This is a genomic window from Kordia algicida OT-1 (assembly GCF_000154725.1).
GTDB classification, from domain to species: domain Bacteria; phylum Bacteroidota; class Bacteroidia; order Flavobacteriales; family Flavobacteriaceae; genus Kordia; species Kordia algicida.
The window spans coordinates 2,454,212-2,479,868 of the sequence record NZ_DS544873.1 but is presented as its reverse complement, the minus strand read 5'-3'; the positions used below and the strand labels follow the sequence as shown (position 1 = coordinate 2,479,868).

Here is a 25,657-nt window from a genome sequence, read left to right as displayed (position 1 = left end):
AAAGCTCAATTCAAACATAAAATTTCAATAAGAAACCGTTTAAATTCAAGAAAAGTATATGCTTCCTAAAAAATCAGTTGTATAAACTTCTAAAATCTAATATCTTCGAAAAAAAATAAAAAGGAAAAAAGCCCATGAAATTTGCCATCATCAAAGAACGTAAAAATCCGCCAGACAGACGCGTGGTATTCTCTCCAAAAAAATTAGCAGATGCTAAAATACAATTTCCGCAAGCAACTTTTAAAGTAGAAAGTTCTGATATTCGTGTGTTTGCAGATAAAGCTTACGCAGAAAAAGGATTTGAAGTCACAGATGATGTCTCAGATTGTGATGTAATGATTGGCGTAAAAGAAGTGCCGCTCGATCATTTAATTCCCAACAAAAAATACTTTTACTTTTCTCACACCATCAAAAAACAACCGTACAATCGCAAGCTATTACAAGCAATGTTGGCAAAAAAAATTGAAATGTACGATCACGAAGTCATCACAAAAGCCAATGGCGGACGCTTGATTGGTTTTGGGCGTTACGCAGGTTTAGTAGGAGCTTACAACGGTTTTCGAGCAATGGGATTGCGTGACGGATTGTTCAATCTGCCAAAAGTAGAAACACTTGCCGATTTGGATGCTGTAAAAAAAGAGCTAGACAAGATTACCATTCCCAATATAAAAATTGCACTATCAGGCACAGGAAAAGTTGCCTTTGGCGCCAAAGAAATCTTAGATCATTTAGGCATCAAAGAAGTTAGTGATGCTTTATACCTTACTTCCAACTTTACAGAACCTGTATATTGTATGATTGACGTCATGGAATACAGCAAACGTACCGATGGAAAAGTAGGAGATAAGTTTGAATTTTACAAAGATCCAAGTGGTTACGAAAGTAACTTTATGCCCTATGCCAAAGTAACCGACTTTTTTATTGCAGGACACTTTTATGGTGATGGAGCTCCGTATCTTTTTACCCGTGAAGACGCAAAACATCCTGATTTTAAAATCAATCTGATTGCCGATATTTCTTGTGACATTGATGGTCCTATAGCAAGTACCATTCGTCCTTCAACAATTGCTGATCCTTTTTACGGGTACGATGCAAAAACAGAAAAAGAAGTCGCTTTCAACGCCGAAAATGCCATCACTGTCATGGCTGTAGACAACTTGCCCTGTGAATTGCCAAAAGATGCCAGTGAAGGCTTTGGAGAAATGTTTTTACAACACGTTATTCCTGCGTTTTACAACGGAGACAAAGATGGTGTATTAGCCAGAGCTAAAATGACAACTTCCGATGGAAAACTCACGGAACGCTATGCATACTTGCAAGACTATGTAGATGGTCACTCATAACTAAAAAATGCTTCAATAATACATTATAGTTTGGTGTTGAGCTTTTCTCTTATGAGAAAAATGACAATGCTACAATCAAAAATAAAAATCAAACGAAAGCTGTCTAAAAATTTTTTAAGGCAGCTTTTTTCATAAATGTAGCATACTTTATTTTCGGGAATAATATGTTGCGTACTTCAAGTATAATACTAATTGAAAATAGCTTCATTTCAGCTAATTACTTAGAAATACAACGATAAAGGTAGGAATATCTACGGTTTAATTGTTATTTTAGTAAACAACTTAATCAAATAAACCGATGAAAAAACCAATACTATTCCTTTTCTGTATACTATTGCTATGCACATTTTCATGTGAAAATGACGATAATGTAGTGCCAGAAGAAACCGCAGAAGAAGAACAACCAATAACACCAATAAACTTCGAAGAAAATTTTGGAAGCTCAGTAACAGCTCGCTTTTTAGGTCGTGTGGTTGATGAGCAAAATGATCCAATTTCTGGAGTTACCATACGTATAGGAAATACAGTAACAACTACCGATCTTTTTGGTACATTCTCAATATCAAGCTCAGAAGTATTCGAAAAATTTGCTTACATACGTGCAGAAAAAAGTGGTTACATTACAGGTTCAAGAGCCTTAGCACCTTCTGCAACCGACGTAAATCGTGTTGAAATCATGCTATTGGAAGAAGAAGTCATCGCAACAATCACTTCTGGAGAAACAGCAATGGTAAATCTTAGCAACGGAACAGAAGTTTCGTTTAACGGAAACTATACTCGTGAAGATGGAACACCTTACAACGGACAAGTTGACGTAGTCTTAAAACATTTAAGTCCAGATGATGAAAACATGGAAGCGATGATGCCAGGAATGTTATTTGCACAAGATGCAAGTGGCGACGCGGTAGCTTTAGAAACTTATGGAATGATCGCTGTAGAACTCAAAAGTGCTTCTGGAGAAAAATTGCAATTACAAGAAGGAAACATGTCGCAAATATCGATGCCAATTCCTGCAAACTCAACAAATCCACCAGCAACCATTCCCTTATGGCATTTTGATGAAGAATTAGGATATTGGGTGGAAGAAGGAGAAGCAACACTACAAGGAAATATGTATGTTGGAGAAGTAGGACACTTTTCTTTTTGGAATTATGACTATCCTTATCCGTCAATCACACTATGCATTACGTTAGTAGATGAAGGCGGAAGACCATTAGGATACACACCATTAGATTTATACTCATCATTACTAAACAGTACAGGAACATACGGATATACCAATTCAGTAGGTACAGAATGTGGTTTGGTACCTGCAGGAGAAGAACTAACGGTAATTGTGCCAGGTTCTTCATGTCAAGGCGATCCATTTACTACAACAGTTGGTCCTTTTACAACAGATACTGACATTACAATAACAGTAACCGCTAATCAAAACGTATCAACATTTACAGGAACATTTGTAAACTGTGATGGAGATGATGTGACCGATGGATACATTCAATTATTTATTGATGGAACCTCCGAAATCATTCCTGTAACTGATGGAACCATTAATTACACATACTCATATTGTGGAACTTTAGATTATTCTCTAAAAGGTGTCGATATTACAAGTAATCAAATTACCGAAATTATGACAGGAACGCTTGATGGAACTGACATTGATCTCGGTGCGCTAAGTTCTTGTACAGGTTTTATTGATACAGATGAAGATGGTGTTTTTGATACCTTTGAAGACGTAAACGGAGACAACGACCTTTCCAATGATGATACTGATGATGATGGAATACCAAACTATCAAGATGCAGATGATGATGGCGATGGCATAAATACTGCTGATGAAGATTATGATGGTGACAACGATCCTACAAATGATGATAGTGATGGCGATCAAATTCCAGATTATCTTGATGCGCAAGACGTAGTTGTATTTACTACAGAAGCGCTAGGAACAGAATGCGATCCTGTATTGTTTGACTTAGATGCCATTATAGACTCCGAAGGAAATGATTTACACACATACGCTTTCTATCGTACAGAAGCTGACGCACAAGCGCAGTCAAGTCCGTTAAGTTCTCCATTTGGAGTTTCAATTGCAGATTTAACTAGTAACACACAAAGTATTTACGTAGTTGCTACCAACAATACTTCCAATCAAACAGCAATAGGACAAGTATTTCTCTACTGGAGTTATGAAGATAGCGATGGCGATGGACTTACCGATTGTGAGGAACTCACAGGAGTTGACAACCCAAGTACAGACTTAATTCCAAACGGAATAAGTAATCCAAACGATCCGAACGATCCAAATCCGCAACCAGTTGCTACCCTAAGCATTTCAGGTGTGACAGTAAGTGAAGATGCAGGTTCTGCAACCATTCCTGTTTCTTTAGATGTGCCAAGTGACATTGACACGGTAATAAGTATCTCAACATTTGATGCTAGCGCAACACAACCAATGGATTATACCGCAACAGTACAAACACTCACAATTCCTGCGGGACAGCTATCAGTAAGTTTTACAGTGCCAATTGTTGATGATGCTGATGTAGAACAAACAGAAGAATTTGTAGTATCTGCCGATATATCTTCTGGAAACGTATTAAATCCACCAGGTGTTACACTTTCTGCTGCAGTAATTATCACCGACAATGACACAGGAGTAAACTTTACGATACAAGGGGCAGATGTCTTTGAAAATGATGGAGTCGTCAGTATTCCAGTCATGTTGGACAATCCTTCTAATGTAGATACTGTAATAAGTATATCTACACAAGATATAACTGCTTCAAGTCCGATGGATTATACAGCTGAAGTACAAACAATGACAATACCTGCGGGACAAGTTTCAGCTTCATTCAACATACAAATTATCGATGATAATATATCTGAAAATGAAGAAACATTCCTTGTTTTCGGTGTTGCAGCTTCTACCAATACTTTCAATCAACAAGCAGAATCAGTAGTAACCATCATTGATGATGACGAAACACCAACAATTCCAAACTCAGGAAACTTAAGTGTTTGTGATGATAATGGAAGTAACGTTGGTTCTTTTGATCTCAATTCAATGGATGCATATTATCTCAATGGAGGAGACGGAATTGTTTCTTATCATACAACAGTTAGTGATGCTGACAATAATACCAACGCAATTCCATCACCATATTCAACCTCTGCAAATGGTGTAACATCATTATTTGTAAGAGTAGAATTCCCAACAGGAGGTTATGATATAAGTACATTAGAGCTAGAAGTATTCAACTCGCCTGCATTTATTCCCAACAGTGGACCATTTATCACCGCTTGTGATAGTAGTGCAGGAACAACAACTGATGGATTAGGAGTATTTGATTTAACACAAATAGAACCTTCAGTATTTATAGATAACACTTCCAATTTAGAAGTAACGTACTACGAAACGCAAGCAGATGCTGACGCAGGAACAAATCCTATCGTATCACCAACAACGTATACGAGTATCACACCAACAGTACAAACCATATATGCTAGAGCTACTAACATACAAAATGGTTGTGTTACAATATTTAATTTTGAAATAAACATTCAATCTGACTGTTAATCAATTAAAATTAATAAACAACAAAAAAGCATCTCACAAACGAGATGCTTTTTTTATAGGGAAAAATGTTTGTACTGTTAAAAATAAAATCCAAAGGAAACTACCAAAACCAAGCGTAATTCCCCAAGTTCTTGTTCTGTATTCTGGATGTGAAATGCTTCGAAAACAATCTTTAAACAAAATAATTGGATCACTGAACAATTCCCATGAATTCCAACGTTGAAATCTTCCTAAGTAAATTCCGAATCCGCATAAAAAAACAATCAAAAACAACAAACGTTTTGCTACAACGATATTCCATTTATCAGTCAGTATTTGAAAAACTTGATACAATGAAATAATTCCCAGAAAAAGTCCATTCCAAGCAAAAGCAAACAACATAAAAGGATCTAACCAAGACAAAGAAGATCGCGCATGACGCAAATGCATCAAATCGGTAATTAAATATGGTGCATTTGGCAAAAATAACAGCCAAACCCCTAAAATTAAAAGCAATGGAAACGTGTGTTTTCGCAACCAATTCGTCCGTAACAACCAAGAAGAAATCACGAAAGGAACGATGGCTAAAAATAAATTCCACACCAAAAAACTGTAAAAGAAACTTCCGGTAACATACACGCGCAACACTAATAACGCGATACAAAATGCACTATTTAAAGCCAAAAACTGATTTAATTTTAACGTTTGTAATCTCATACTTTTTTAGCTTGTTTTAATAAAAATTGTTTCCTGATGATAAAAGCAAATACTAACAACAATACCCAAAAATAAGGTTCACTCATACGACGTGTTTCAGAACCTGCTTTTTCGGTATAATCAGCATTCATAATCTCTTTCTGTTTTTGCAACAAGCGTTCTTCTTGCGCTGTTGTTTCAAGTGAAATAAAAGTCGTACTATGTGTTAAAATATTCTGTTTAAAACTTTCGCGCAAAGCGTTGAGCCAATGCTCTTTTTTACGTTTCGGATTCAAATCATTCAAATCGTGAAATAAGCGTAATTGCAATGCATTCAAATACGGATTTCCTGAAATATTACGATCTAAAGTGGCAGTATCGTCAAAACTTACCAACGAAGGTTGTGCATTGTTATGAAGAAAACTAGAAGCTCCATTTTGTGAAAATTCTACCAATTCCATAAAAGAAGGAATCTTTTTGTCCCAATGCGAATGCTCTATCAAATTATAGTACGGAAATGCTTGTTCCATTTCCCAAGTACTAAACTTTCCTTGAAAACGATTTTCATACGGCGCATATACCACCACAAACGGAATACTTTCCTGATTGCGATGTTTGTATAAAATTTGACTGATGACTTTTTTATAATTAAATCCACATGCTTTTGGTGCAGTTGGCGTTCCCCAGTTTACATCAGCATCTACATACAAAACTTGTGCTTTCTCTTGAATTTCAGGAGATAAACTTGAAAAATCTTCTTCGAATTGTTCTCTAAATTTTTCACCTTTTGTCGTATTATCAACTACTAAATAATAATTTACGGGTATTTGTTTTTTAGGCAATGTTTTCTTCACAGCACTTGGAACATAAAAAGTATTCGCACTCAATTCAGTTACATGTTGTGCCAACGGTTGTACATCAATATCAATTGGTGTTTCGTTGATCGTAAAATGTACAGGCGTTCTGTGATACAAAGTGAATCCTGAAGTACGCGTTTCATTTTTTTTGAACGGAAAAATCTTCAAGGAAAGGACATCGCCATACAAATATTGCAAAATTCCAGGATCACGACGTTGTGTTGTAATTTGCTCGTAAATCCAATTGGCAGCTTTCTTTTCGGCTAAAATTCCAAACGTTCTACGGTCTTCAATATCTAAATAATAATCAGTAATAAATACATCTTTTGGTAAAGTAAATTCACTTCGAAACTCGCGCATGCCAACACTATCAAGATTTGTGATAGCCAGATGAACTTCAGTTTTATAAAAATCATTTTTAGCATCATATTCTGTATAGTGTTTGTATTTCACTTCGGCATTTAGCCTTTGTGGCGGAACGTATCGATTCCAGCTAGAACGTATTTTTCCTAAAAATAACCGTTGAATATCTGCTATTTTTCGTTGTGAAACTTGCAAATTATCAAACACATACCAGTCATAAAAAATAGATAAAATAGGCAACCTGTTTTCTGCATTTCCTAAGGAAAGTCTACGATTTCCTTTGTTCATTTCTTTTAAAATATACACGATTTTTTCAGTATCATAATCTACGTAATTCGTGTTAGAAGCATCGTAAAAATCAGTTTCGGCAATCACATCGTTGAAGTAATTTTTATGATCCATACAAAATCCAAAAAAGCTGATAGGAAGCAATAGTAAACATGCAAAACTGCACAACAACAGTTTCTTTTTTCCATAGGTTTTAGTAATTGTTACAAACTCTCGGGACATGATTTTATATTGAAGTATCAATAACACAATTGGTGTCAACATTAAAATTCCTGCGCCAAGTACAATCAGTGCGATAAACGAAAGCGGAATATATGGCAAGAAGATGATGAAAAAATATAACACTACGGGAAATCCTGCGGAAGCGCCCAGAAATCCAATAAATTTTGACAATACAGCATCTTGCAATAGTAAAATCAATCCGATGGCATTTAGAATCAAAGCGATATAAATTGCTATAAAATTAAAGTTTCCGAAAATTTTAAATTCTGCATTCAACGCCAATCCTATAAAAGGAAAGATAGCTCCAAAAAGCACCACCATAATTGGGTTTTTTGCATTCAAATTTCTTCCAACAATATTCCCTAAAATAAAACGCAAAAAGAAAAACAAAAACGAAGCAATTGCAATGCAAATAGCTATTTTCATAATGAACATGTTTAAATGCAGAAATGAACCATTACCGCGACTGAATAGCGGAATTATAATGATTGCAATTGTGTAAATGCCTATCGGAATTGTCGCTGCAAAAGCAAAATTTTGTCCATTTTCCCTGAGTTTTCCGCTTGGTCTGAATTGCTTAAAAATCAAATCGAGCATTGCATGAAAAATCCCAGGAATGGTCAAGTATAGTGGAATAATTTCAAAATTTATACTACTAGCTTTAATGCGTGGAATTTGATGAAAAATATCAGATTCATACAATTGCATTAAAAAGATACTATAACAAATAATAATAGCCAGAGGCAACAACCAAGGCTTAATTTTTTTTGCAACTTCAAAGAAGATCAATACTGTAAAAAGTAGCAGTAGAAATCCCCAAAAAAGTGTGAAACCTGTAGCGGGAAATGTATTTCCTTTAGGTGTGTCAAAAGCAGTATAAAACAGCCAACCTAGAATGAGTTGCAGAAGAATTAAGGAAACAAAATATGCGTATGTTTTATGTAGTTTGAATGGTAACATGTTTTTGTGAAATAAAGTGATTGATAACGAGTAAAATAAAAATGTATAAAATACTTCCGAGTACTAAATGTGCTGTTTTAGGATCTACAAATTGATGTGTCCATTCTTGTGATGCTAATTTGATTGCGCTGATAATTCGTGCAGTATTGGCAATAATCATAATGAAGTAACTACCAATAGTTAGAAACAAAAACCGTAAAATGGTCTTTTTAATATTTTCAAATTGGCACAGTTTAAAACATAAAAAAGCAAGACAAATGATGAAGAAATTGCCGCCTGCGCAAGATTTTTCAATGATAATTCCCGCAGGCGAACTAAAACCAACTTCAGGAATCCAAGTAAAAGTGTTTTTTGTAAACAATTCAACCAACGGAATCATTGGATACATAAACCATTTTAACATCGCCAAACTTGCAACACTGTAAATGGCTTTTAAGGAAAGTATCAATCCGAGAACAAAACCTGTTTTGAAAGCTAATTTTTTCATCGAATGTAAAATTTACGGTAAGTTATAACTTATAATAACGCCAATGTAACACAAGCCAATTGGCACATTTACAATCATTAATACTAATGATTTTAAAATCTTTTTTCGCTTTACACGACTGTGAATAAATGTGATGTATAGCGTGAAAAATAGCACACTATTAATTAATAACGCCAGTAACGCATAATAAATACCTAAGTCTAAAATTAAGTGTGCGCCTGCGTAATAAAAATAGGCAATAAGTAAAAATGTGCCGCCTAAAAAACTCAGTATTGCTGTGATTTTTGCAGCTTTTAAAAGTTTGTATACAAAAGGAATATTCATGTGTTTGAAATTGAGTTTGAAATTGAACTTGAATGCGATAATGAAAACGAAACCCGACTTTTCAGCACTCGTATTCCAAAAAATCAGGAATCGTTTTCTCACCAAACTAACTAATCGATCTTTGTTAAATGTTAAATGTTGAATTTTTTTACCAGCAACCTAGTCCACTACAACAGGTTTTGAAGTTTCCGTATCAAATCCCCAATCGATTTTTCGTGAAGCATACATCACAATTCCAAGAATTAAGAACAAGCCAACACTTCCTGCGAGCAACGCGTATTTTTCTAGTTGAATGACAACAAATATAAACGTATACAAGGCTGTTAATGACGTTCCTATAAAGACAGGAAATTTCCAATTTTTCAAAATAGACTTCGAATACAATGTAATCATCACGACAACGGCGCTTCCTGCAATGAGATATGCTTTTAGGAAACTACTGTGTTCTGAAATTGAAATCAATAATGTATAAAACATTACGAGCGCAATTCCGATCATTAAATATTGAAATGGATGAATTGGGATTTTGCTTAATGTTTGAATGAGGAAGAAGATTAAAAACGTCAAACCAATCACTAAAAAACCATACTTTGCAGCGCGTTCACTTTGTTGATATTCGTCAAGCGGAACAATAAAATCAGTTCCAAATGCATATTGATTCAAATTTGGTAACGCTTGAAAAAACTGTTGTGAAAACGGACGATTGGTATTTAAAAGTCTCCAATCGGCTTCAAATCCGCCATCTGCAGTGGTACGTTTGTTTTGTGTGATAAAATTTCCGGTGTGTTTCGGATCTTTCCAATCGGATTTCATCGCAACGTTTGTAATTTTTCCAATTGGAATAAATCGGATGCTTTCACTACCATTATACATCAGTTGAAACTTGAACGAGCGCAAACCATCTTTTGGTATGTCATTTAAAGCAATTGCGGTACTTTCGAGTTCATCTAACTGCGGATATTCGTTATTTTTTGTTTTAAAATTAGTCTCAAAACCATAAGTATTTCCGTTTAAATTTAGTTTCACTTCGCTTTTCAAGCCTTTTAAATTAGTAGTTTTGATGAGTAAAGTCGCTTTGTCCCAAACAATCGTTGAATCGGGAATTGATTTCGATGAAAAATCAGGAGTTTCAAAGCTTCCAGAAGCAGCAATATCTGCGGTAAAAACAGCAGTTTCAAAATTATTCCGCTTCTTCGAAGATGTTTTGACGTCTGCATCAATATCTAATGTTTTCGGAAAAAAGTATGCATATTTTGTCGTGGCACGCTTTTCCTTTGTGGCTTCTTTCGTAACTTCATCATATACAATCGTTTCTTGAAACGTTTCATACGGAACTTTTAAAATTGGACCATATAGTAAAATTTCATTTCCCCATTGTCCGTTTACTTTTCGAACGACACTTTTTTGTCGAATTTCGCGTTCTTCAATCAAATCCTGAATCAGCGTAAGTGGAATCATTAATAATAAAGTGAGTGCACCCATAACTAGCATTCGTGCAGTAATTGAAGTCTTAAACCAAGTTGTAAACTTTTTGTTGTTGTTTGTTTGATGTGTTTCCATTTCTTGTTAGTTTTAAAGTACTTTGAAATTCAAAGTGAGTAGATAAAAAAATAGTGTTATTTGATTGCTAGGAGTGAAGCCTAGTGATTTGTTTTGTACAAAGTACCGTAAATTGTATGTGGCGTATTATGTTCATTTAGTATGTGTTTCTATTCAATTAGTAAGTGTATTTATTTGACAATTATTCGCTTTTTTTAATGAGTTGTTCTAATGCTTCTATGTGTTTTTTAAACTCAACTTTTCCAAGTTTTGTGGCGCTGTATCGTGTGTTTGGCTTTCGCCCGATAAACTGTTTTTCTACTTTAATATATTCCACTTTTTCAAGTGCTTTTGCATGACTTGCCAAGTTTCCATCGGTGACTGACAAGAGTTCTTTTAGCATTTTAAAATCGGCAAACTCGTTAACCATCAGAATGGACATAATGCCCAAACGAATTCGGTGATCAAATGCTTTATTAATGTTATTTATAATGCTCACGGTTACTTCGCTGTTCGTTCTAAAAGGATATACATTAATCCGCCATAAATGATGTGAAATACACCAAATCCAATTGCCCAAAAATACAATCCATATCCTACATATTGTGTGGAAATTAATCCGAGGATGATGTTAGCAAACCCCAAATATTTTACATGTCCAAATGTGTGCTGACTTGCATTGACACAAGCCAATCCGTAAAAAATCAAGGTAACAGGCGCTACAAAACCAACAAATCCTTTTTGTAATAAAATCAAAGCGAAAATTCCTCCTGTTGCAAGTGGAATTAGAAAGTTGATAACTAATTTGATAGCAGTTTTATCGAACATATGTTCGCCATTTTTTTGGGCTTTGCGTCGTGTTAAAATAATTCCTGTAGAAATTGCTAAAAATAGTACGACAGCGGCAATCATCAATAGTTTTACAGTTACATCGCTCGAACCTGAGTATTGTCCGTTTTCATACAAACGACTTTTAACTTCATATACTTTTTGTAATTCTTGGCGAGCAAACCACGCACCAATTAAAGCGTAAACTCCAGCCATAATGCCCGAAAGTCCGCTTAGAGAAATAAACCGAGACGATTTATTCATGAGATTTTTAATCTCTTTAATGTCATTTAGATAGTCTGATGATGTCATAGTAAAGTACTTTGAAATACAAAGTAAAATAAAAAAGACTGTTTGTACAAGTAAAAAATGAATTTTTATAAAAATCACTTTTAAAAGTGAGTTCTAGAAATGATTATGAATTCTTTTCTGCGTCAGAAGAAAGAAATTACCTCTGTATTTGGTTGCTTCCTCATTTAATTGTTGATGATTTTCAGTTATTTAAAATCATTTCCATAACTTTAAAAACTTAACCTATAAAATTGCTCATTGGATAAAGTTTTAAAATATCTAAAAGATATTGGCCGTTTAGAACCTATTGAAATCAAAAATAGTAGTTTTACATTTCTACTTTCTGGTCCAAGTACTTACATTTATGTGTGGATTATGTTGTATTATAATCCCGATCTTCACATTCCTTTTTATGGTGAAATTGTATTTTCGTTACTTTTTATTCTTGTAGGTTCATTACCTTATTTGAAGCGTGACAAGATTAATGAAAGCTACGGCTGGATTACCTTTATAACACTTATTGTTTTTCAATATTACCTTACGTATGCAACAGCGCTGAATAATTTTTCGTTAGATTATTTGTTGGTAACCTATGTTTTTATTTTTGGTTCGGTATTGTTGCTGAGCAACCGATTGTTAGTTATTATTTTTAGTTTTTCTCAATTGATTCATTTGGCTTACAGAGTGTATTATTCAGACTTAGATCGAATGTCAGAAAGTGCCATTTTAGTCTCAATGAGTACCATTTTTATCTTTTCTTTTTTGGTAATGAATGGATTGATTCGCTATAGAAGAAAGCTTGAAGCGATCAATGTAAAACTAGAAAAACGAATTCGACAGCGTACGATTGATTTGGAAAATAGGGCGAAAGAATTACTCCGAAAAAATAAAGATTTAGAAGAATTTGCATATGTAGTTTCGCATGATTTGAAACGTCCGTTACGAAACATTTATACCTTAACAGATTGGTTGACAGATGGTGAAGAATATCAATTTAACGATGAAGCCAATCAAAGTTTACGACTCATTCAAGAGCAAGTGACACAAATGGATTTGTTGGTAGAAGGAATTTTAAATTATTCCTTGCAAATGGATAAAGAACGCTCAAAAAGTAGCGTAGATGCGCAATTGTTGATCGATCGAATTATTAAGGTAAATTCTAGTGAAAACGTTCACATTCAATCAAAACAAAAACTACCAAAAGTTATTTTTAATGAATCGCAATTGTTACAAGTATTTCAAAATTTGATTCAAAACGCCATCAAACACAATGATAAAGAACTTGTAAAAATTACTATTGATTACCAGAAAAATGAAAAATCACATCAGTTCTCTATACAAGATAATGGACCTGGAATTGATGAAAAATATCATAATAAAATCTTTGAGCTTTTTCAAAAATTGGAACTAAAATCTGAAATCGATTCTATTGGAATTGGTTTGGCTTTGGTAAAGAAAATTATTGAGCGAAACGGCGGAGAAATTACTGTAAATAGTGAACTTGGTAAGGGAACAACGTTCGTGTTTACCATTCCGTTATAACTCAAATTCAAAGAGATCATTTGTATTGCGCCTTAACAAAACATGATAAAAAACGTACTTAGAACGCTTGGAAGTTTGGAACCTTTCGAAATCCGAAATAGCAGTATTACGCTCTGTCTCGGAGCGCCAAGTACGTTTATATATCTGGAAATTATGAAGTATTACAATTCAGATATTGTGATGCCTTTTTACGGAAATATCTTGTTTGCAGTATTGTTTTTGATTGTTGGAATTTTGCCGAATATAAAGAACAAATTCATCTTACAGCATTATGGCTTGTTTGTATTTCTGTCTACAATGGTGTTTCAGCATTACTTAACATATGCCACCTATGTAAACAACTTTTCTCTTGATTTTTTGTTAGTTACTTATGTCTTTATTTTTGGTTCAGTATTGTTGTTGAGCAATCGGATTTTGGTCATTATTTACAGCACAACAGAAGCATTACACATGGCGTATTATGTGTTTCAATCAGATTTGACAGTTGTTTATGAAAGCGCCATTTTATTAACGATAAGCATTATTTTTGTACTTTCTTTTTTTGTGACAAATGGTTTTATTCGCTACAGAAAACGGTTGGAAATTTTGAATATAGATTTAGAAGAAACGGTTAAAAAACGTACGCTTACTTTGGAACAAAGAGCGAAGGAATTGCTCGAAAAAAATAAAGATTTAGAAGAATTTGCTTATGTGGTTTCGCATGATTTAAAACGTCCGTTGCGGAATATTTACACGTTAACGGATTGGCTTTCGGAAGATGAAGAAGAACAGTTCAATAAAGAAGCAGCCGAAAGTTTAGAACATATCAAAAAGCAAGTTACGCAAATGGATTTGTTGGTAGAAGGAATTTTAAATTATTCCTTGCAAATGGAGTCAGATCAAACAAAAAAAGAGGTAAATGTACATACGTTGGTAAAGCGAATTGCGAAAACGTTTGTTTCGGAAAATGTTTCCATTTCATTTGAAAAAAAACTGCCTCGAATCTGCTTTAGCGAATCACAATTGATACAGATTTTCAAGAATTTGCTGCAAAACGCCATCAAACATAATGATAAAGATCAAATAGAAATTTCTATTGATTACGATGCGACTTCAAAGACTCATAAATTTTCAATAACTGACAACGGTCCTGGAATTGCAGAGAAATATCACAAGAAAATATTTGAACTTTTCCAAAAATTACAAACAGATGGAGATGGCGAAACCATTGGTATCGGATTGGCATTGGTAAAAAAAATCATTGAACACAATGATGGAAAAATTCGCATCAAAAGTAAAGAAGGAAAAGGAACTACTTTTATATTTACGATTCCAAAAAAGTAATTAGCGCGTAGGGATAATTCTAAATTCAACCATAGCATCATTCCCTGCATAAAACTCCAAGCGATCTTTTTTGATACCTTTAAACGGAATTTTTGCTACGTACATTTTACCATCTTTTTCAATCGCTACAGGCTTGCTATATTGATCTCTAACAAATGCATAATAATACTTTTTCGTAGTATCAATTCGTTTGAAGCGAAGTGTAATATAACTGTTTGTTTTTGCACGAATAACTCCTTTTATCTTCGAATCTAATGTTGCATCGACCTCTAAAAATTTCGTAAAAGTATTTGGTTGATTGTAAAAATCTTTCTTACTTTTTTTAACTTTCAACAATTGCCATTTAGGATCTTTTGGAAAGTGTGATAAAATCAATTTTTCAGGTGAAATATCAAAATAAACATCTGTAAAGTCAACATAATTTGGTTTATCTTCTTCATTTCCTGTAGACCAAGTAGCATCAATCAAATTCCATTTGTCATTAAAATAAACAGCATTCCATGCATGATCGGTATTTCTCGGGATTTTTCCAACATCATCAATAGAAGTATATGCATTTCCTGAAATAACTTTTGCTTCAATATTGAGATATTCACAAGTATAAAATAACAATTGCGAATAGCCTTCGCAAACTGCTTTTTTCTGGTTTAATACATGCGAAGCATATTGTTTAAAATATTTATACTCGTAATCTTCTTGATTTTTAAAATCCTTAATTTTAATTCTGGGATAGCTATTTCTGCCAGTTCGAAGGCTTTTGTAGTCGTATTGAACGTGATTTGCAATCCAATAATACGCTGCCCGAACTTTATCGCCATCAGTCGTAAAATCTTTTTCTATGCGTTTGGCAAAATCTTCAATAGATTGAAATGAAGTAGGATACTTGTCGACTACAGTATCGACATGTGTATAGTTTTGCGCAATCATTATAAAATTGCTCAGGAACAATAGCAGTAAAAAGAATCGAGTTTTCAAAAGATACATTCTAAATTTAAAGTTATGTATATGAGTTCTATTTTCACAATATACGTTACACATTTATAACAATGAATATGCCATTATGAAATTAATTTTTCTATTTTTGAGTATTCCCACTAAATTCTAGCAACACAAAAACATATGACAATATTTCGTTTTAGACAATGGAGCATGTTTATAACGTGTATCTTCTTATATTGTTTTACAATAACTACATATGCTCAAAATAGTGAGGTAACTGCATCTCAAAAAGATTTGAAAGCTTTTGAAGCGTCATTACAAAGCATGTCTTTTAAAGATATTGTTGAAGAATATTACGTACACAGAATACCCGATTCTGCAAAAGCCGCAACTGTCATCAACTATTTGCGAACGAATTTTACAACTTCCAAAGACAATAATGAAGTAGCAGAAGCTTACATAACGATGTCAAGCTGGCAAAATAAGAATAACAATTTACAATCGGCATTGGCAAGTTTAGCCATTGGAATTGAAAAATCAAAACAGGCAGGAAATACGCCATTATTATACGAAGCTTACAAGAAAAAAGGAACCTATGAATTATTTGGCGGAATAACCGAAGATGCATTAGAAAGTTTTTTAGAAGCACTTGCTTTGGCTAAAAAAATGAACACATTAAAAGAGCAGATTGAAACTAAAAACAATATCTCGCTTATTAAAATTCAAGTAAATGATAATCTTGGAGCGATTGATTTTTATCTTGAAAACTTACAGCAGATTAAAGCATCTGAAGATAAAAGTTTAGAAAGCAAAATTGTAACAATTTATCTTGGTTTGACAAAAGCGTATATCAACCTCGATAAGCATGACGAAGCAAGTTGGTATATAAATCAAGGTCTTTCCATAAGCAAACAAACGAATAATGTAGCATATCAAGCATATTTTAAAACTTTTTTAGGTGAAATTGAATCCAATAGGGGAAATTATGAAAAAGCCCATCAATTATTTAAAGAAGTTAAAGAACTGATAAACAAAGCTGGCGGAAGTAGATCATTAGATATGTTTCTGAAGTTATACATAGGAAGAAATTACGCGGCACAAAACAAACATGAACTTGCGATACAAGAATTTTTAGAAGGCGAACGATTATTGCAAAAAAATGATATCGATTATTTAAGTATTCAAGGATTATATACAGGTTTAGCAAAATCTTATATGGCTACAGAAAACATAAAAGAAAGTTCAAAATACTTTAACAAAGCCACTGAAATTGATGCAAAAAATGATAAAATCCGTGCAATTCTAAAATCACGCATTACCAAAACAGAATTGGATGGTTTGAAAGAGCAAATTGATGCTATAGAAGTAAAATCGCAACAAACAACATATTATTATGCTCTTGGAATAGGAATACTATTAATAGTCATTATTGGATTGATTGTATATTACAAAAAACAACAACGAAAAAACAAAGCACGCTTTCAAAATGTCATACGTCAACTAGAAGAAAAACGACAACAAGAAAAGTTGCGACAAGAAAATGTAATCACGAAAGAAGAAGTAAAACCAGAAAAATCAGTTGTTTCTGAAAAATCTAAACGAATACGCAAAGCACAACCAGAAATTGATGAAAAAACACAGGAAATTTTAAACAAGCTAGCAATTTTTGAAGCCGACGAATTGTTCTTAAGTAAAGAAAGTACATTGGTAGAAGTTGCTAAAAAAATACAGACAAACACAACCTATCTTTCAAAAGTAATTAATACGTATAAAGAAAAATCATTCACAGCATACATCACAGATTTACGTGTCGATTATGCGATTGAAAGATTGTCAGTAGATAAAAAATTCAGGTCATTTACTATCGGAGCAATCGCGCAAGAAATCGGGTTTAAAAGATCAGAATCCTTATCAAAAGCCTTTAAAGTGAAAACAGGTTTATATCCTTCGTACTTTATAAAAGAGCTTGAAAAACAGGAGGTTACAGGGTTAAATCAGTCGTAATTTATAAATAACGACTAGCATTTTTAAGGCTCAGCTTCATTTTACTATATATTTGAGACAACATTAAACGAAACAAAATTTAGTATTATGAAGAAAGAAAGAAAACTCAAATTAGAAGTAAACAAAGTAAGCGTTTCTAACTTAAACAATACTTTAGGCGGTGGAAGTGACTTAGTATCTTCAGTTAATTTTCCTTGTGTAATCACTACAGTTCGACACACCATACCTGGACTAAATTGCAAAACTTTTTTAACAGCTTCCGATAGCGCAGAAAGATGTTAACATCATAAACAATAAGTAAAAATTATACAAAGCTCTCTAGAAATTTTTAGGGAGTTTTTTTATGCTCAAACTTTTTACTTCTATTTGAAAACGGTACAAAATTACTATTTTTAATTTCTACAAATAACCTTAAAAACACTACTCAAATTACAGAAAAACCGTTATTTTTGATACATTACCGAATCAGACTTAACACTAATAACTAATACAACCATTTATGCTCCTCCAAAAATATATAGCAGTATTGCTTCTTATTTTTTCTATTTCTATTACCGAGCAATCACTTGCGCAAGAAAATACCCAAGACACTATTCAACAATTTGACAAAGATGAATTTAGAGCTTCTTTGGAGATGATGAAAGCTAAGAAATTCGCAGGGTTATTTTCTCAACAGTATAAAAAAGATTCTTTAAAATCAACTTTTGGATTAAAACATATAGAAGAAAATATGATTGTTTCTAAAGATTTAGAAACTCAATTTTGGGGATATTACTGTTTGGCAAAATGGGAGAATTACAAAACCAACTTTCAAAAATCGATTAGTTATATCAAGAGAGCAACTGAAGTAGCAAAAAAAGAAGGTAATCCTGATCTATTATTAAACACATATATTTTTGAAGGAAACTTTTACTATGATTACAGTAAGTATAAAGAGTCGATGGAAAGTTATTTAAAAGCACTAGAATATGCTAAAAAAACGAAAAGTAGAAAACGTCAACTCGCTATATCACAAAGTATAGCTCTTTTAAAAATAGAAGTAGGTGATAACAAAGGAGCAATTGAACTGCTAGAAGGGACATTAAGAATATTAGAAGAAGAATATCAAAATAAGTTTACATCACTACATGTGAGTTTACACATAGCACTTACGAAATCATGTATGCGTGCAGAAGAATATGAAAAGGCTATATCCTACGGTAAAAAAGGTGTAGAACTCAGTAATGAGTATGGAGATGAAGATGCAAAAGCATATTTATATAATTTTTTAGGGGAAATAAACATAGCAAAAGGAGATTATGCAAAAGCAGATGAACTATTACAAAATGCATGGGAACAAGCACATAAGATAAAAAGTGCAAAATCACAATTACCTTTCATAAATCTAAACAGAGCAAAATTATATTATTATAAAAAAGAGTACTTTGTTACAATTGATATCCTACAAAAAATAGAATCGAATCAAAAGAAAAAAAAGACAAATTTCTTTAGTTTAGAAGATATGTACAAGTTTTTAGGAAAATCCTATAAGGCAATCGGTAATACAAAAAAGAGTTTATTTTATTTTGAAAAAACTAATGAAGTGTATACCGAAAATGATAAAAAACAGAATGCTATCGGTATTGAAATTATAAAAAAGTATGATCTAAAATCACTAAAAGAAGAATTAAGTCAGGCAGAGGAAAAAACTCAAAAAACCCAAGAAATACTAGCTGTAAGCATTTTTTTGGCTTTGTTAATTATTGGTGGATTAATTTATTTCTACAAAAAACGAGAAAAAGAAAATCAACGAAAATTTACAGCAATTCTAAAAAGTTTAGAAGAAGAAAAAGAAATTTTAGAAGCAGCGAAAGTACAAGAAGCACTTTTTGCAAAACAAGAAAAAGAAAAGTTAAAAGAAAATACTACCACTAGAATTACTTCTAAAAAAGAACCAACTACAACAACTGAAGTTAAAGAATTAGAAATTATTGATGAAACCAAAGAACGCTTATTGAAAAAGTTAAAAAACTTTGAAGCCAAAGAATTATTTCTCAGTAAGAATAGTAGCTTAAATGAAGTTGCCAAAAAATTAAAAACTAATACATCCTACTTATCAAAACTCGTCAATTCACATAAAGGAAAATCTTTTACGGCATACATTACAGATTTACGTGTCAATTACGCCATTAGAAGATTAAAGGAAGATAAAAAATTCCGTTCTTATACGATTGATTCTATCGCGAGAGAAATCGGATTTAACCGTTCAGAATCGTTTTCAAGAGCCTTTAAAAACAAAACGGGATTATATCCGTCATATTATATAAAAAACCTTGACAGTCAGAATGTTGAATAATTAATTTCATACTCGGAATTTATGAATTTCTAGATGCTTTTTATTCCAAATGTCAAATCAGGATTTATATTTGAGCATAACTTATGAAACCCTATGATTATGAAGAAAAAACTGTTTGCCTCTAAATTAAAATTCCAAAAAACAACTGTTGTATCCTTTAATACTGCTTTGAATATTAAAGGAGGAATGTTACAAAACAGTGATACCCGCGTTGTAAGCGTTGATGGCTATATGTGTTTATTAACAGATACATGTATTCCTGCACCAACTATTGGAGGTTGTGTTCCAACCACTGCTATTGATAATACTTGTCCGCCTCCAACCACAAGAAATGATGAAACTGTTTTTTGTGGTGCAACAAATGATGCTACAAGGCGTGATTGTACAATTAGTTTGAAAGGATGCTAAAACATTAAAACCAACCATATCAAAAGGCTTGCAGTACGCAAGTCTTTTTTTATGCAAAAAATCAAAATATAAACTATCTTAGGGTTTTATTACAAACACATGAAACCTGCGGAAAACTATATTTTACAGCAACCAGAACCGTACAAAACGATCTTACTACAACTTCAAGTACTGATAGAAAACACGTTTCAAGAAATAGAATTAAAATACAAATACAGAATTCCGTTTTACTACTACAAAGGAAAACCATTTTGTTATCTAAATGCAAGTCACAAAAGGCAATTTGTAGATGTTGGCATCGTAAAAGGAGGAGAAATTCAAATTCATAAAGAATGCTTGGTGACAGAAAAGCGCAAAAAAATGGCTTCACTGCGCTATAAAACAATAGAAGATATCAAAGCTGAAATACTAATAGAAGTACTCAAAAATGCAGCAAGTTTCTACTAATCTTTCAACTACGCTCCATATAACTAAATCAAAAAAGTACAATATCGACTGTTCTAAAAAGTCTAAAGAATCTAAGCAAGTCTAACCAAGTCTAAAAATCTAAGAAGTCTAAAAAAAGTCTACAAAGAACTAATCGTCTTACGAATCTTCACCAAATTGCTCAACAAACGTTCCAAATGATCCAAATGCAACATATTTGCACCATCACTTTTTGCATTTGCTGGATCAAAATGAGTTTCAATAAACAAGCCATCTACATTATTCACCACACCCGCGCGCGCAATGGTTTCAATCATATCAGGTCTTCCGCCAGTCACACCACTTGATTGATTTGGTTGTTGTAACGAATGTGTTACATCCAAAACAGTTGGAGCAAATTGCTTCATGGTAGGAATTCCACGAAAATCAACAATCATATCTTGGTAGCCAAACATCGTTCCACGATCAGTAATCCAAGCATTTTCATTACCAGAATCATGCACTTTCTTTACGGCGTGTTTCATGCTTTCGGGACTCATAAACTGCCCTTTCTTCAAATTTACAACCTTTCCTGTTTTCGCAGCAGCGACCACCAAATCTGTCTGACGCACTAAAAACGCAGGAATTTGTAACACATCAACATACTGAGCCGCCTTTGCTGCATCGGAAACTTCATGAATGTCAGTAATTGTTGGCACATCAAACGTATCAGAAACCTTTTTAAGGATTTCTAACGCCTTTTCGTCGCCAATACCTGTAAAACTATCTATTCTACTACGATTCGCCTTCTTAAAGCTTCCCTTAAACACATACGGAATTGCTAAATCATCCGTAATCTTAACGACACGTTCAGCAATACGTAATGCCATATCTTCGCTTTCTATCGCGCACGGACCAGCCAACAAAAAGAAATTATTAGAATCTGTATGTTTAATTTTTGGAATAGAACTCAGTTGCATAAATGATAAATTTTGCACAAAGATACGCTAAATTTTAGTAGTTCATACTACAAATTAATGCTAGTAAAAATAGTTGATTAACAGAAAGATAACTTAAAAAATCATATAAAATTACATTCTCTAACAAATAAACAGTACATTTGCACGCTTAAAAATCAGCGATAAATGGCTTCAATTAAAAATATTGCAATAATTGCGCACGTAGATCACGGAAAAACAACCTTGGTTGACAAAATTATGTATCACTGTCAATTATTTCGTGAAAACGAAAATACAGGAGATTTAATTCTTGACAACAATGACTTAGAACGTGAACGTGGAATTACAATTACTTCCAAAAACGTTTCTGTGAACTATAAAGGAACTAAAATCAACATCATTGATACACCTGGTCACGCCGATTTTGGTGGAGAAGTAGAACGTGTATTAAACATGGCTGATGGAGTTTTATTATTAGTTGATGCCTTTGAAGGACCAATGCCACAAACGCGTTTTGTACTTCAAAAAGCAATCGATTTAGGGCTGAAACCTTGTGTCGTTGTAAACAAAGTAGACAAAGAAAACTGTACACCAGACGAAGTATATGAAAAAGTATTTGACTTAATGTTTGAACTTGGTGCGGAAGAATGGCAGTTAGATTTCCCTGTAGTATATGGTTCTGCTAAAAATAACTGGATGTCAGACGATTGGCAAAAACCAACTGATTCTATCGAACCTTTACTAGATATGGTTATGGAACACATTCCAACGCCAGAATTTGAAGAAGGAACAACACAAATGCTTATCACTTCGTTAGATTATTCTTCTTTTACAGGACGAATCGCTATCGGACGTTTGCAACGTGGAACGCTCAAAGAAGGAATGCAAGTTGCTTTGGTAAAGCGTGACAAATCCATCATCAAATCAAAAATAAAAGAACTACACACTTTTGAAGGTTTAGGTAGAAAAAAAGTTTCTGAAGTTCAAGTAGGAGATATTTGTGCCATTGTTGGTTTGGAAGGATTTGAAATTGGTGATACTATTGCCGATTTAGAAAATCCAGAAGGATTAAAAACAATTGCTATTGATGAGCCAACAATGAGTATGTTGTTTACGATTAACGATTCGCCTTTCTTTGGAAAAGATGGAAAATTTGTAACATCACGTCACATCAAAGATCGTTTAATGAAAGAGCTAGAAAAAAACTTAGCTTTACGTGTAAACGAAACAGATAGCGCAGACAAATTCATCGTATTTGGTAGAGGAGTTCTTCACTTATCAGTACTCATTGAAACCATGCGTAGAGAAGGATACGAACTTCAAATTGGTCAGCCGCAAGTAATTATCAAAGAAATTGATGGTGTAAAATGCGAGCCAATTGAAGAATTAACGATCGATTTACCAGAACACGTATCTGGAAAAGCCATTGAAATGGTAACACTTCGTAAAGGAGAAATGCTAAGTATGGAAGCAAAAGGAGAACGCATGGTATGCGAATTCTTAATTCCATCAAGAGGAATCATCGGATTGCGTAATCAATTATTAACAGCTACTGCTGGTGAAGCAATCATGGCGCACAGATTTAAAGAATATCAACCCTTACGTGGTGGAATTCCAGAACGTCAAAACGGTTCGTTAGTATCTATGGAAAAAGGAACAGCAATTCCATATTCTATCGATAAACTACAAGACAGAGGAAAATTCTTTGTAGATCCAGGAGAAGAAATTTACGAAGGGCAAGTTATTGGAGAAAACTCACGTAGAGACGACATGACAGTCAACGTGACGAAAACGAAAAAACTGTCAAACGTACGTTCAGCAGGAGCAGACGACAAAGCGAAAATTGTTCCAGCAATCAAATTCTCTCTGGAAGAAGCGTTGGAATACATTCAAAAAGATGAATACGTAGAAGTAACGCCAAACCATCTGCGTTTGCGAAAAGTATTTCTAACTGAAGTAGAAAGAAAGCGTAACAAAACCATCTAAAATACAAGATTCTCATCATACAAAAGGTTTCATTGTTACGCAGTGAGACCTTTTTTTATGTGCAATCATTCAATCTTTTAATTTTTAAATCATTTAATCTTTCAATAAAAAAAAACATGGAAATACTAGGAATCACATTACTAGAATGGGTTGGATATGTAGCATCACTTGCAGTACTCATCTCTTTCACAATGAAAGACTTGCGAAAACTACGAATGATAAACGGTATTGGTTGTTTATTATTTGTTCTTTATGGTTTTATGATGCCAGAATTAAGAGTTGGTTTGCCAATCATCATTACAAACATGGCGATTTTAGGAATCAACATATATCATTTAACGAGAAGTAAAAAGTAAAACTCCAAATGTCATTTTGGTAAGAATGCTAGCAATTACGCATAAAAATAGTATTTTGTGAAGCAAACTAACATTCGTATTGGAAATCAAAAAAACGTTGCGAAAAATTAAGAATAATCAATGGACGTTTCCAGTTGTAGCTGCAATTGCAACAGGTTTGTATGCAATTATTCATAGTTACGGAACCAACTTTACACATCTTGGTTCGTGGTCGCAATTTAGAATGATGTTACTTCTGTACATCGGAGTTCCATTAGTAGTTTTTCTTCTTGTAAAAATTATTGTAGCTAAAGTTTCCTTCCTCAAAAAGTTTGAAAAATACAGCATTCCCATACTAAACGCAGCATTTTTTACTTTCTTCCTCATTGGAAAAACCTACGGATTCAACGCACGAAGAATAATCGTTTTAGGTTGTTTTATTGCTATCTTTCTTGCGATCATTCTGTGGAAACACTATAAAAAAATAGTCATCTTTCAATACTTATTGGCGCTTGTTGCATTCATTAAAATTCCGCCAATGTTGTATGAATACACCACACGATCGGAAGTTTGGTTGCAACAACCCGATGCGATAGAAACGGCAACGTTCAAAAAAACGCCAAACATTTATGTCATTCAACCAGATGGTTACGTGAATTTTTCAGAATTAAAAAAAGGCGCGTACACGTATGATAATTCAGAATTTGAAAATCATCTGAAAGCGAAAAACTTCAAATTTTACGACAATTTCCGAAGCAATTACATGTCAACCTTATTGTCAAACGCGGCGTTATTTACCATGAAACATCATCACATTATAGGACATGAAAACAAAGGTGCATTAGTTGGTTTGTCGGAAAAAATTGTGGGTAATAATGCAGTACTTTCAACCTTAAAAAACAATCAATACAAAACATTTCTACTTTTAGAATATCCGTATTTGCTGATGAGCAGACCAACTATCGGTTATGACGAATGCAACATTGATTACAGTGATGTTCCGTGGTTTGGAAATGGTGCTTTCAAAAAACAATATGAAATCATTCCGCCATTAAAAAAAACAATTAAAAGCAATACGGAAACGAACAACTTTTACTTCATTGAAAAAATAACGCCGAGTCACATTACAAGAACAAAAAGCGATCCAAAAGATGTTGAAGCTGATCGTGAAACCTATCTTAAAAAGTTAGTAGAAACTAACGATTGGCTTAAAAAAATCACAGATATTATCATTGAAAATGATCCAAACAGTTTAATCGTTATTTGCGCAGATCACGGTGGGTTTGTCGGATTGGATTTTTATGGAGAAATCACAGAAAAGCAAACCGATCGTGATAAAATCTACTCCGTATTTTCTTCCGTATTAGCAATAAAGTGGCCAAATGGAAACGCACCAAATTATGATACAGAATTGACTTCTTCGGTAAATTTATTTCGAATATTATTCACATATTTAAGCGAAAACGAAAGCTATTTAAATCATTTAGAAAAAGATCAAAGCTTCTCATTAGTCGTAAAAGACGCACCTTACGGAGTCTATCAATACATTGATGATGCAGGAAATGTGGTGTTTAACAAGCTTGAAGAAGCTGAAAAATAGCAGAATTCCAACTGTTTTTACTTCTTTTATCAGTTGAAAATCAATTTATAATACTTTAGAG

The 25,657-nt window shown here is 33.4% G+C and carries 21 protein-coding genes; 12 read left to right on the top strand and 9 right to left on the bottom strand.

The window, feature by feature from the left end; all coding sequences use genetic code 11:
• Nucleotides 1-134 precede the first annotated feature (134 nt).
• Nucleotides 135-1,343, top strand: coding sequence for an NAD(P)-dependent oxidoreductase (locus tag KAOT1_RS10675; RefSeq protein ID WP_007094812.1), 1,209 nt, complete (start codon nucleotides 135-137; stop codon nucleotides 1,341-1,343).
• A 298-nt stretch (nucleotides 1,344-1,641) separates the two neighbouring features.
• A complete protein-coding gene (locus KAOT1_RS10670) occupies nucleotides 1,642-4,926 on the top strand; it encodes a Calx-beta domain-containing protein (RefSeq protein ID WP_007094811.1) in 3,285 nt (1,094 codons plus the stop codon).
• Nucleotides 4,927-4,959: 33 nt separating this feature from the next.
• Here KAOT1_RS10670 and KAOT1_RS10665 read toward each other — a convergent pair whose 3' ends face one another.
• The 7 genes from KAOT1_RS10665 to KAOT1_RS10635 form a co-directional block, all read right to left on the bottom strand.
• Nucleotides 4,960-5,622, bottom strand: a complete 663-nt coding sequence (locus KAOT1_RS10665) for a DUF1361 domain-containing protein (protein WP_007094810.1) — start codon at nucleotides 5,620-5,622, stop codon at nucleotides 4,960-4,962.
• On the bottom strand, nucleotides 5,619-8,291 hold the full coding sequence (locus tag KAOT1_RS10660) for an MSEP-CTERM sorting domain-containing protein (protein ID WP_007094809.1): 2,673 nt from the start codon (nucleotides 8,289-8,291) through the stop codon (nucleotides 5,619-5,621). Before KAOT1_RS10660 ends, KAOT1_RS10665 begins: the two co-directional genes overlap by 4 nt.
• Nucleotides 8,269-8,778 (bottom strand): exosortase K, encoded by a 510-nt coding sequence (gene xrtK, locus KAOT1_RS10655; RefSeq protein WP_007094808.1) that lies wholly within the window; start codon nucleotides 8,776-8,778, stop codon nucleotides 8,269-8,271. The genes KAOT1_RS10660 and xrtK overlap by 23 nt, the downstream gene beginning before the upstream one ends.
• 12 nt (nucleotides 8,779-8,790) lie before the next feature.
• Entirely contained in the window at nucleotides 8,791-9,102 is a 312-nt protein-coding gene (locus KAOT1_RS10650; RefSeq protein WP_040559481.1) for a hypothetical protein, read from the bottom strand.
• 159 nt (nucleotides 9,103-9,261) lie between these two features.
• A complete protein-coding gene (gene creD, locus KAOT1_RS10645; protein ID WP_007094806.1) occupies nucleotides 9,262-10,662 on the bottom strand; it encodes a cell envelope integrity protein CreD in 1,401 nt (466 codons plus the stop codon).
• A 181-nt stretch (nucleotides 10,663-10,843) separates the two neighbouring features.
• Nucleotides 10,844-11,140 (bottom strand): winged helix-turn-helix domain-containing protein, encoded by a 297-nt coding sequence (locus tag KAOT1_RS10640; RefSeq protein WP_007094805.1) that lies wholly within the window; start codon nucleotides 11,138-11,140, stop codon nucleotides 10,844-10,846.
• A gap of 2 nt (nucleotides 11,141-11,142) precedes the next feature.
• Nucleotides 11,143-11,781, bottom strand: coding sequence for a hypothetical protein (locus KAOT1_RS10635; protein WP_040559479.1), 639 nt, complete (start codon nucleotides 11,779-11,781; stop codon nucleotides 11,143-11,145).
• Between the two features lie 237 nt (nucleotides 11,782-12,018).
• Here KAOT1_RS10635 and KAOT1_RS21990 point away from each other — a divergent pair, with 237 nt between their 5' ends.
• Both KAOT1_RS21990 and KAOT1_RS21985 read left to right on the top strand, forming a co-directional pair.
• Complete coding sequence (locus KAOT1_RS21990) at nucleotides 12,019-13,302, top strand: sensor histidine kinase (protein WP_007094803.1); 1,284 nt, start codon at nucleotides 12,019-12,021, stop codon at nucleotides 13,300-13,302.
• A gap of 42 nt (nucleotides 13,303-13,344) precedes the next feature.
• A complete protein-coding gene (locus tag KAOT1_RS21985) occupies nucleotides 13,345-14,625 on the top strand; it encodes a sensor histidine kinase (protein WP_007094802.1) in 1,281 nt (426 codons plus the stop codon).
• On the opposite strand, the gene KAOT1_RS10620 is transcribed toward KAOT1_RS21985, so the two are convergent.
• The gene (locus KAOT1_RS10620) at nucleotides 14,626-15,552 is read right to left on the bottom strand and encodes a transglutaminase domain-containing protein (RefSeq protein ID WP_007094801.1); all 927 of its coding nucleotides are present in this window, start codon (nucleotides 15,550-15,552) and stop codon (nucleotides 14,626-14,628) included.
• A gap of 192 nt (nucleotides 15,553-15,744) precedes the next feature.
• Here KAOT1_RS10620 and KAOT1_RS10615 point away from each other — a divergent pair, with 192 nt between their 5' ends.
• From KAOT1_RS10615 to KAOT1_RS10595, 5 genes are all read left to right on the top strand, one after another.
• Complete coding sequence (locus KAOT1_RS10615) at nucleotides 15,745-17,568, top strand: AraC family transcriptional regulator (protein WP_007094800.1); 1,824 nt, start codon at nucleotides 15,745-15,747, stop codon at nucleotides 17,566-17,568.
• A gap of 87 nt (nucleotides 17,569-17,655) precedes the next feature.
• A complete protein-coding gene (locus KAOT1_RS10610) occupies nucleotides 17,656-17,850 on the top strand; it encodes a hypothetical protein (RefSeq protein WP_007094799.1) in 195 nt (64 codons plus the stop codon).
• A 217-nt stretch (nucleotides 17,851-18,067) separates the two neighbouring features.
• The gene (locus KAOT1_RS10605) at nucleotides 18,068-19,903 is read left to right on the top strand and encodes a helix-turn-helix domain-containing protein (protein ID WP_007094798.1); all 1,836 of its coding nucleotides are present in this window, start codon (nucleotides 18,068-18,070) and stop codon (nucleotides 19,901-19,903) included.
• Nucleotides 19,904-20,002: 99 nt separating this feature from the next.
• Nucleotides 20,003-20,311: a hypothetical protein gene (locus KAOT1_RS10600; protein ID WP_007094797.1), complete on the top strand. Its 309-nt coding sequence runs from the start codon at nucleotides 20,003-20,005 to the stop codon at nucleotides 20,309-20,311.
• A 99-nt stretch (nucleotides 20,312-20,410) separates the two neighbouring features.
• Nucleotides 20,411-20,758: a DUF1801 domain-containing protein gene (locus KAOT1_RS10595; RefSeq protein ID WP_007094796.1), complete on the top strand. Its 348-nt coding sequence runs from the start codon at nucleotides 20,411-20,413 to the stop codon at nucleotides 20,756-20,758.
• Nucleotides 20,759-20,877: 119 nt separating this feature from the next.
• Here the strand turns inward: KAOT1_RS10595 and kdsA are convergent, their stop codons facing one another.
• Nucleotides 20,878-21,696: a 3-deoxy-8-phosphooctulonate synthase gene (gene kdsA / locus KAOT1_RS10590; protein WP_007094795.1), complete on the bottom strand. Its 819-nt coding sequence runs from the start codon at nucleotides 21,694-21,696 to the stop codon at nucleotides 20,878-20,880.
• Nucleotides 21,697-21,861: 165 nt separating this feature from the next.
• Here kdsA and typA point away from each other — a divergent pair, with 165 nt between their 5' ends.
• The 3 genes from typA (at nucleotide 21,862) to KAOT1_RS10575 (ending at nucleotide 25,596) form a co-directional block, all read left to right on the top strand.
• Nucleotides 21,862-23,661: a translational GTPase TypA gene (gene typA, locus KAOT1_RS10585; protein WP_007094794.1), complete on the top strand. Its 1,800-nt coding sequence runs from the start codon at nucleotides 21,862-21,864 to the stop codon at nucleotides 23,659-23,661.
• 116 nt (nucleotides 23,662-23,777) lie between these two features.
• Nucleotides 23,778-24,017: a hypothetical protein gene (locus tag KAOT1_RS10580; RefSeq protein WP_007094793.1), complete on the top strand. Its 240-nt coding sequence runs from the start codon at nucleotides 23,778-23,780 to the stop codon at nucleotides 24,015-24,017.
• A 79-nt stretch (nucleotides 24,018-24,096) separates the two neighbouring features.
• Complete coding sequence (locus tag KAOT1_RS10575) at nucleotides 24,097-25,596, top strand: hypothetical protein (protein ID WP_007094792.1); 1,500 nt, start codon at nucleotides 24,097-24,099, stop codon at nucleotides 25,594-25,596.
• Nucleotides 25,597-25,657 lie beyond the last annotated feature (61 nt).

Bases quoted from the DNA above. Each gene is read 5' to 3' on its own strand.
- KAOT1_RS10675 (WP_007094812.1), top strand. From the start codon at position 135: ATGAAATTTGCCATCATCAAAGAACGTAAAAATCCGCCAGACAGACGC.
- KAOT1_RS10670 (WP_007094811.1), top strand. From the start codon at position 1,642: ATGAAAAAACCAATACTATTCCTTTTCTGTATACTATTGCTATGCACA.
- KAOT1_RS10665 (WP_007094810.1), bottom strand. From the start codon at position 5,622: ATGAGATTACAAACGTTAAAATTAAATCAGTTTTTGGCTTTAAATAGT.
- KAOT1_RS10660 (WP_007094809.1), bottom strand. From the start codon at position 8,291: ATGTTACCATTCAAACTACATAAAACATACGCATATTTTGTTTCCTTA.
- xrtK (WP_007094808.1), bottom strand. From the start codon at position 8,778: ATGAAAAAATTAGCTTTCAAAACAGGTTTTGTTCTCGGATTGATACTT.
- KAOT1_RS10650 (WP_040559481.1), bottom strand. From the start codon at position 9,102: ATGAATATTCCTTTTGTATACAAACTTTTAAAAGCTGCAAAAATCACA.
- creD (WP_007094806.1), bottom strand. From the start codon at position 10,662: ATGGAAACACATCAAACAAACAACAACAAAAAGTTTACAACTTGGTTT.
- KAOT1_RS10635 (WP_040559479.1), bottom strand. From the start codon at position 11,781: ATGACATCATCAGACTATCTAAATGACATTAAAGAGATTAAAAATCTC.
- KAOT1_RS21985 (WP_007094802.1), top strand. From the start codon at position 13,345: ATGATAAAAAACGTACTTAGAACGCTTGGAAGTTTGGAACCTTTCGAA.
- KAOT1_RS10620 (WP_007094801.1), bottom strand. From the start codon at position 15,552: ATGATTGCGCAAAACTATACACATGTCGATACTGTAGTCGACAAGTAT.
- KAOT1_RS10615 (WP_007094800.1), top strand. From the start codon at position 15,745: ATGACAATATTTCGTTTTAGACAATGGAGCATGTTTATAACGTGTATC.
- KAOT1_RS10610 (WP_007094799.1), top strand. From the start codon at position 17,656: ATGAAGAAAGAAAGAAAACTCAAATTAGAAGTAAACAAAGTAAGCGTT.
- KAOT1_RS10605 (WP_007094798.1), top strand. From the start codon at position 18,068: ATGCTCCTCCAAAAATATATAGCAGTATTGCTTCTTATTTTTTCTATT.
- KAOT1_RS10600 (WP_007094797.1), top strand. From the start codon at position 20,003: ATGAAGAAAAAACTGTTTGCCTCTAAATTAAAATTCCAAAAAACAACT.
- KAOT1_RS10595 (WP_007094796.1), top strand. From the start codon at position 20,411: ATGAAACCTGCGGAAAACTATATTTTACAGCAACCAGAACCGTACAAA.
- kdsA (WP_007094795.1), bottom strand. From the start codon at position 21,696: ATGCAACTGAGTTCTATTCCAAAAATTAAACATACAGATTCTAATAAT.
- typA (WP_007094794.1), top strand. From the start codon at position 21,862: ATGGCTTCAATTAAAAATATTGCAATAATTGCGCACGTAGATCACGGA.
- KAOT1_RS10580 (WP_007094793.1), top strand. From the start codon at position 23,778: ATGGAAATACTAGGAATCACATTACTAGAATGGGTTGGATATGTAGCA.